Annotated in this window: 9 protein-coding genes; 7 read left to right on the top strand and 2 right to left on the bottom strand. The window is 74.2% G+C overall.

Annotated elements, in window-relative coordinates:
• Positions 1 to 103 precede the first annotated feature (103 nt).
• From ABD994_RS26870 to ABD994_RS26845, 6 genes are all read left to right on the top strand, one after another.
• Entirely contained in the window at positions 104 to 1411 is a 1308-nt protein-coding gene (locus tag ABD994_RS26870) for a cupin domain-containing protein (RefSeq protein WP_345423101.1), read from the top strand.
• Positions 1412 to 1488: 77 nt separating this feature from the next.
• Positions 1489 to 2451 carry a ferredoxin family protein gene (locus ABD994_RS26865; RefSeq protein WP_345423097.1) on the top strand — a complete coding sequence of 321 codons (963 nt, stop codon included), beginning with the start codon at positions 1489 to 1491 and terminating at the stop codon, positions 2449 to 2451.
• Positions 2452 to 2556: 105 nt separating this feature from the next.
• Complete coding sequence (locus ABD994_RS26860) at positions 2557 to 2832, top strand: GlsB/YeaQ/YmgE family stress response membrane protein (protein WP_345423095.1); 276 nt, start codon at positions 2557 to 2559, stop codon at positions 2830 to 2832.
• A gap of 37 nt (positions 2833 to 2869) precedes the next feature.
• Positions 2870 to 3349 (top strand): MarR family winged helix-turn-helix transcriptional regulator, encoded by a 480-nt coding sequence (locus tag ABD994_RS26855; protein WP_345423093.1) that lies wholly within the window; start codon positions 2870 to 2872, stop codon positions 3347 to 3349.
• Positions 3350 to 3373: 24 nt separating this feature from the next.
• On the top strand, positions 3374 to 3811 hold the full coding sequence (locus ABD994_RS26850) for an OsmC family protein (protein WP_345423091.1): 438 nt from the start codon (positions 3374 to 3376) through the stop codon (positions 3809 to 3811).
• 131 nt (positions 3812 to 3942) lie between these two features.
• Positions 3943 to 4596 carry a DUF899 domain-containing protein gene (locus tag ABD994_RS26845; protein ID WP_345423089.1) on the top strand — a complete coding sequence of 218 codons (654 nt, stop codon included), beginning with the start codon at positions 3943 to 3945 and terminating at the stop codon, positions 4594 to 4596.
• Here ABD994_RS26845 and ABD994_RS26840 read toward each other — a convergent pair whose 3' ends face one another.
• Entirely contained in the window at positions 4597 to 5004 is a 408-nt protein-coding gene (locus ABD994_RS26840; RefSeq protein ID WP_345423087.1) for a hypothetical protein, read from the bottom strand. It abuts the gene before it with no gap.
• 207 nt (positions 5005 to 5211) lie between these two features.
• The gene (locus ABD994_RS26835; protein ID WP_345423085.1) at positions 5212 to 5379 is read right to left on the bottom strand and encodes a hypothetical protein; all 168 of its coding nucleotides are present in this window, start codon (positions 5377 to 5379) and stop codon (positions 5212 to 5214) included.
• A gap of 171 nt (positions 5380 to 5550) precedes the next feature.
• On the opposite strand from ABD994_RS26835, the gene ABD994_RS26830 reads away from it, so the two are divergent.
• On the top strand, positions 5551 to 6465 hold the full coding sequence (locus ABD994_RS26830) for a bile acid:sodium symporter family protein (protein ID WP_345423083.1): 915 nt from the start codon (positions 5551 to 5553) through the stop codon (positions 6463 to 6465).
• Positions 6466 to 6668 lie beyond the last annotated feature (203 nt).

Below are 6668 nucleotides of genomic sequence, written 5' to 3'. Positions count from 1 at the left end.
GGCCGACGGCGGCGCCGACGGCGGCGCCGGCCACGGGCCGGCCGACGGTGGCGCCCGCGGCGGCGGCTCCGACGGTGGCGCAGACGGCGGTGCCTGAGCACTGATGACGACCGGTACCCACCGGTCACCGGACGGCGGCCGCGGCGCCGGGCGGGACGACCGCCCGGCGCTGCGGCGCCTCGTCGCCGGTGACCTCGACGAGTTCGCCGGCGCCGCCTGGGGCCGCGAGGCGCGGCTCTCGCGCGCCGCGGACCTGGCCAAGCACGCCGCCGCCGACGGGGTCGAGGTCCCCGAGGCCTTCGGCGACCTGTTCGACCTCGCCGCCGTCGACGAGCTGCTGAGCCGCCGCGGCCTGCGCACGCCGTTCCTGCGCGTCGCCAAGCAGGGCCAGGTCGTGGACTCGTCCCACTTCACCGGCGAGGGCGGGGTCGGCGCCGAGGTCGCCGACCAGGTGCGCGACGACCGCGTCGCCGCGCTCTTCGCCGAGGGCCACACCGTCGTGCTGCAGGGCGTGCACCGCACCTGGGCGCCGGTCGCGGACCTCGTCACCGAGCTCGCCGCCGAGCTCGGCCACCCCGCGCAGACCAACGCCTACATCACCCCGGCGTCCTCGCAGGGCTTCTCCGCGCACTACGACGTGCACGACGTCTTCGTGCTGCAGGTCGCCGGCACCAAGCGCTGGCACGTCCACGCGCCCGTGCACCCCGATCCGCTGCGCTCCCAGCCGTGGAACGACCACGCCGCGGCCGTCGCCGCCCGCGCGGCCGAGGAGCCGCTGATCGACGAGGTGCTCGAGCCCGGCGACGCGCTCTACCTGCCGCGCGGCTACCTGCACTCCGCCACCGCGCAGGGCGAGGTGAGCGCCCACCTGACCATCGGCGTCCACGTGCTGACCCGCTGGGCGCTCGTCGACGCGCTGCTGAACGCCCTCACCGGCGACCCGGAGCTGCGCGGCTCGCTGCCGCTGGGCATCGACGCCGCCGACCCGGCGGCCCTCGCCCCGCACGTCGAGGCCGTCGCCGCCCGGCTCGCCGAGACCCTCGCGGCCCCCGACGACGGGCGTGCCGAGCGCGTCGCCGGCCGCCTGCGCCGCCGCGTCTGGACCGGCAACCGGCCCGAGGCCGTCGCCCCCCTGGCCCAGGCCGCGGTGGCCACGTCGGCCGACGCGTCGACCGTCGTGCGGCGCCGCCGCGGGCTGCACCACCGGCTGCGGCCGGGCACCGCCGACGAGGCCGTCGTGCTCGAGCTGCCCGACCGCACCCTGACCCTGCCCGCCGGCACGCGGGCGGCCTGCGAACGGCTGCTCGACGGCGGTCCCGTGACGGCCGCGGACCTGCCGGGGCTCGACGCCGACGACGGCGCCGTCGTCGTGCGGCGGCTCCTGCGCGAGGGCGTGCTCGTCCCGGTGTGACGACCGACTGAGGTCATCCTTACCTCGATCGCCCCGCACGGGTGTCCGTCGGCGAGCGGGCGGGGTATGACTGGGGAATGACCTCGCCGGAGACGGACGCGACGGCCGCATTCCGCTGCTCGGACGCGGCCCGCGACCGCGACGACCCGTTCGTCGCGACCGCGCCCCCGGCCCGCTGCTGGCTCCTCGTGGAGCACCCCGGCCCGTGGGGCCACCAGGCCCTCGGCGACGCCGGCTACCCGCTCGAGGTCGTCGACGCGATCGACGCGTTCTGCCGCACCCGCGGCGCGCGGTTCCAGCTCATCCGCCGCTCCCGCGGCCGCGGCGAGCCCGCGGCCGACATCGGCCGGTTCGCGCTGGTGGACACCACGCCCGGCGCGGAGTCGGTGCGCTGGGGACGCGTCTCCTCGCCGGCCGAGCTGCCCGCGGCCCTGGCGGACGTCGAGGCCGTGACGACGCCGTCGCCCGACCCCGTCTACCTCGTGTGCGCCCACGGCCGCCACGACGCGTGCTGCGCCATGCGCGGCCGCCCCGTCGCCGCCGAGCTCAGCGCCGCCTACCCGGACCGCACCTGGGAGACCACGCACACCGGCGGCGACCGCTTCGCCGCCAACGTCGTGCTGCTGCCCCACGGGCTGGTGCTCGGCCGGGTGCCGGCCACCGAGGCCGTCGCCGTCGCCGAGCGCTACGGCGCGGGCGAGGTCGACACCACCTGGGTGCGCGGGCGTTCCTTCCTCACCCCGCCGGCCCAGGCCGCCCAGCACCACGCGCGGCTGGCGCTGCAGGAGTCCCACGTCGACGCGCTGCGCGTCCTCGGTGTCGAGGTGCGCGAGCCCGGCACGGTGGAGGTCACGCTCGACGGCGGCCCGGAGCGCGGCCCGGTGATGGTCGTGGTGCGGGAGCGCTGGGTCGCCTCGCCCACCCCGCTGACCTGCTCTGCGGGCCGCGCCGCGTCCATGCGCGTCTACGACCTCGTCGAGCTGACCCCCGCCGCGGCGGTGTCGGGTCTCGGTGTGGTCCTGGGCGGCGCGGCGTCCTGATCGTCACGCTTGGGGACCAAGCGGCGCACGGGGCTGGTTGAGATCGCCGATCCGGGGGAACGTGGCCGTCGCACGGCACGCACTTCCCGGATCGGAGCAGCTCTCATGGGCACCCTGTTCGCCATCCTCGGCTGGATCGTCTTCGGCCTCATCGTCGGGTTCATCGCCCGCGCCCTCGTCCCCGGCAAGGACAACATCGGCCTGCTGGCCACCATCGGCCTCGGCATCCTCGGCTCCGTCGTCGGCGGCCTGGTCCTCTCGCTGTTCACCGGTCGCATCACGCTGTCGAACCCGGTCGGCTGGATCGGCTCGGTGGTCTTCGCGATCGTCCTGCTGGTGATCTACAACAAGGTGACCGGGCGCAAGCAGGTCAGACGATAAATTGTGCACGATGTAGTCGTGCGCTACGTTCTCGGTCGTGAGCACGGACGAGAGCGCGGAGACCGACCTGCTCCTGGATGAGCAGGCCTGTTTCGCGCTGTACTCGGCCTCCCGCGCGGTCACCGACGTCTACCGGCCCCTGCTCGCCGAGCTGGGCCTGACCTATCCGCAGTACCTGGTGCTCCTGGTCCTCTGGGAGTCCGGGCCGCGGACGGTCCGGGACGTCGGGACCGCGCTCTCGCTCGACTACGGCACGGTGTCTCCGCTGCTCAAGCGACTCGAGGGCGCCGGTCTCGTCGAGCGTCGCCGGGATCCTCGCGACGAGCGGACCGTCACGGTGCACCTCACCGAGGCCGGTCACGACATGCGGACGCGCGTCACCCACGTCCCCCGCACCATCGGCTGCGCGCTCGGTCTCGACGACCGGGCCCGTCACGAGCTCATCGTGCTCCTCCGGACCCTCACCGCCTCGACGCTCGCCTTCCGCGGCGTCGACGGGACGTCCACCGCCAGCTGACCACTGACTGTCAAGGAGACGACGATGCCGAGCCGCGACGCGACCACCCACTGGGAAGGCGGCCTGCAGGACGGGAAGGGTCAGGTGACCCTCGACTCGTCCAACGCAGGCCAGTTCAACGTCTCGTTCCCCACCCGCGCCGAGGACCCCAACGGCCAGACCAGCCCCGAGGAGCTCATCGCCGCGGCGCACTCCTCGTGCCTGGCCATGAACCTCTCCGGCGTCCTGGGCGGCGAGGGCCTCACCGCCGACGCGATCGACGTCAGCGCCGAGGTCACGCTGTCCCCGGCCAAGGGCGGCGGCTTCGAGATCAGCGGTATCGGGATCACCCTGCGCGCGAAGGTCGACGGCGTCGACGAGGCAAAGTTCCAGGAGCTCGCCTCCACCGCCGAGAAGACCTGCCCGGTCTCGAAGGCGCTGGCCGGCACGACGATCACCCTGGACGCCGCGCTCGAGAGCTGAGCGCGCCGCGTCCCGGACCGAGGGGCGCCCTCGCTGCGTCGGACGCAGCGGGGGCGCCCCTCGCTCGTTCCACGGCGGGCACGTGTCGATCTCTTGACAGGACCGTCAAGTATGGTTCTAGGATCGACGTCATGGACCTCGCCGACCGCCCCGTCGTGTCCCCCACCGCGTGGGAGCAGGCCCGCCAGGACCTGCTGGTGCGCGAGAAGGAGGCCACGCGCGCGGCCGACGCCCTCGCCGCCGCCCGCCGGCGCATGCCGATGGTGCGCCTGGAGAAGGACTACGTCGTCGCGGGAGCCGACGGCCCGGTGCGCCTGGTCGACGTGTTCGAGGGCCGCTCCCAGCTCGTGGCCTACAAGTTCATGTGGCACGACCCGGAGCAGCCGTGCGAGGGCTGCTCGCTGTTCGTCGACCAGCTCGGCCACCCCGCGCACCTCAACGCCCGCGACGTCACGCGCGTGGTCATCAGCTCCGGCCCGCTCGCCGAGACGCTGCCCTACCGCGAGCGCATGGGCTGGACCGTGCCCTGGTACTCGTCGGCGGGGAGCGACCTCGACGCGGACCTCGGCCTCGGCGACGGCTTCGCGCTCAACGTGTTCCTGCGCGACGGCGACGACGTCTACCGCACCTACATGGTCGACGGCCGCGGCACCGAGAAGCTCGGCAGCGTCTGGTCGTTCCTCGACCTCACCCCGTTCGGGCGCCAGGAGTCCTGGGAGGACGCCCCGGACGGCACGCCGCAGACCGAGCCCTACACCTGGTGGCGGCGCCACGACGAGTACTGATCAGCGCTCCGCGTCGGTCACCGGCAGGGGCTGCGTGTCGGCCCGCGGCGGCTCCTCCGCCGGGTCGAGCGCATCCACCGCGTCGAGCCGCCGCATCACACGCAGCCCGCCCAGCACGACGACGCCGAACACCAGCCCGACACCCACGTAGACCAGCGCCGACACGACGCCCGGGTCGCCGGCCAGCGGATAGGTGAGCCCGGCCTGGCCCGACGATGCGAGCAGGAACCGGCGCAGGCCGAGTGCCCCCTCGCGCACGCGCAGGAGCGACGCGACCTGCACACCGCCGAGCACGACCGCGACCAGCAGCGTGAGCGCCCCCGGCCCCGCCAGGAGCATCGCGGCGGCGATCCCGAGCGCCGCGAGCACCGAGAGCGCGACGATCCCGACCGCACCGTCCCGACCCATGACCGCCACGGTACGAGCCGCACGCGCCGGGCCCGTCGCCCCGTCGGCCACGCGGGGGGGAGGGTGACCGACGGGGCCCGGACGGACGCCCGCGGGCGGTGCGTCACCGGGGTCGTGGGGCGCTGCCCCCGACCCGTCAGAACGGTCCTCCTCCGTCGCGTTCGCCGTCAAGCACAACCTGTTCGCCCGATGGACGTTCATCCGAACTCAGACGGTCTGGCGGAGGTAGCGGCCGAACGAGTCACCCGCCAGGCGCGCCACCCGCGCGATCGCCGCCAGCTGCTCGAGATCGAGGTCGCGCAGCCAGTCCGAGAGCGCGGTCGGGGTCTCGGGCGGGTCGTCGACGAGCGCGTCCCCGAGATCGTGTTCTGGCATGGCGTCCTCGGCGGGCGACGGGGCTGTCCGGCTGGGGTGCATCGTGCACCACCGGACCGGTCGCAGGAACCCCGGCCGCGTCGACGGCTCACCCTGCACAGGTGACGACGTCACGCCGGTCCGCGGCCCACCGTGCTGCGGGAACGACCCCCGACGCGGACGGAGACCACGATGCCGAACACCGAGCTCCTCGTCGTGGTCAACGCACTCGGCCTGCTGTTCGCGATCACGAACTCGTTCACCCTCGGCCTCCGGGTCCGGGTGGGCCGGGTCCTCGAGGACTTCTTCCACCACCGGCGGCTGGCCGTGATGGTGGTGGTGGTCAACTTCGTGATCGTGCCGGCGCTGGTCATCGGGTTCGCCGCGATCGCCCCGATGCAGCCCGAGGTGGAGATCGGCTACTGCATCGTCGCCCTCGCCGCCGGTGCGCCGTTCGCCCCCGCCCTCACCCGCCTGGCTCGGGGTGACACCGACCTCTCCACGAGCCTGTTCGTGGCGATGGCGGTGGTGACCGTGATCGTCGTCCCGCTCGTGCTGCCGCTCGCCGTGGCCGCCGTGGCCCCGGGCGTCCCGCCCGTGGGGGTGTGGACCCTCGCCTGGCCGCTGCTCGCGTTCGTGATCGCGCCCCTGCTCCTGGGCTGCCTCGTGCGCCTCCGGTACGACGAGGTGGCCACCGCCTGGGCACGCCCGCTCATCGTCGTCGAGCTCGTCGCCCTCCTCCTCTACGTGAACCTGTTCATCTACGGGTTCTCGAGCCTCTTCGTGGCCGTGTGGTGGGGCGCGTACGCCGCGGCCCTCGCCGTCCCGGTGGTGGGCATCGCGCTGGGCAGCGTCATCAGCCGCCGGACCGCGCCGACGCGGCACGCGTGCGTGATCACCACCGCGCAGCGCAGCATCACCGGCGCCATCGTCGTGACGGTCTTCGGCTACACCCAGCCGCTCGCGAACGTCTCGGTGACGGTCATCAACACGGTCGGGATCGTCATCCTGCTGGTGCTCGCCCTCGAGTGGCGGCGGGCCCCGGCGTCGCCGGGAGCCCCGGCCACCGACGCTCCGCCGACCCACGACACCGTCGGCGGGAGCTAAGCCGGCGCGTTCTCGCGGGCGCGGAGGTCCTTGCGCAGGACCTCGGGCGATCTTGGTTCGCAGCGCTCCAACCTGGCAAGACAGCTCCTCGCGGCGCTCATGATCGCGATTCTGTTCCGTCGTGGTTCCGTGGTCCCCGCCCTACGGCCCACGGACGCCTCCGTACGGTGCCGGGCGGTGCTGCAGCGCAGGCCGGCTCACGA

Origin of the sequence: Actinomycetospora chlora, assembly GCF_039542135.1 — a bacterium.
Classification (GTDB): Bacteria; Actinomycetota; Actinomycetes; order Mycobacteriales; family Pseudonocardiaceae; genus Actinomycetospora; species Actinomycetospora chlora.
Note: the sequence above shows the minus strand (reverse complement) of the source record. Positions and strands in the feature narration are given on the sequence as shown.

Excerpts from the sequence above, each read along its gene's own strand:
- ABD994_RS26865 (WP_345423097.1), top strand. The coding sequence starts at position 1,489 with ATGACCTCGCCGGAGACGGACGCGACGGCCGCATTCCGCTGCTCGGAC.
- ABD994_RS26860 (WP_345423095.1), top strand. The coding sequence starts at position 2,557 with ATGGGCACCCTGTTCGCCATCCTCGGCTGGATCGTCTTCGGCCTCATC.
- ABD994_RS26870 (WP_345423101.1), top strand. The coding sequence starts at position 104 with ATGACGACCGGTACCCACCGGTCACCGGACGGCGGCCGCGGCGCCGGG.
- ABD994_RS26845 (WP_345423089.1), top strand. The coding sequence starts at position 3,943 with ATGGACCTCGCCGACCGCCCCGTCGTGTCCCCCACCGCGTGGGAGCAG.
- ABD994_RS26835 (WP_345423085.1), bottom strand. The coding sequence starts at position 5,379 with ATGCCAGAACACGATCTCGGGGACGCGCTCGTCGACGACCCGCCCGAG.
- ABD994_RS26850 (WP_345423091.1), top strand. The coding sequence starts at position 3,374 with ATGCCGAGCCGCGACGCGACCACCCACTGGGAAGGCGGCCTGCAGGAC.
- ABD994_RS26830 (WP_345423083.1), top strand. The coding sequence starts at position 5,551 with ATGCCGAACACCGAGCTCCTCGTCGTGGTCAACGCACTCGGCCTGCTG.
- ABD994_RS26840 (WP_345423087.1), bottom strand. The coding sequence starts at position 5,004 with ATGGGTCGGGACGGTGCGGTCGGGATCGTCGCGCTCTCGGTGCTCGCG.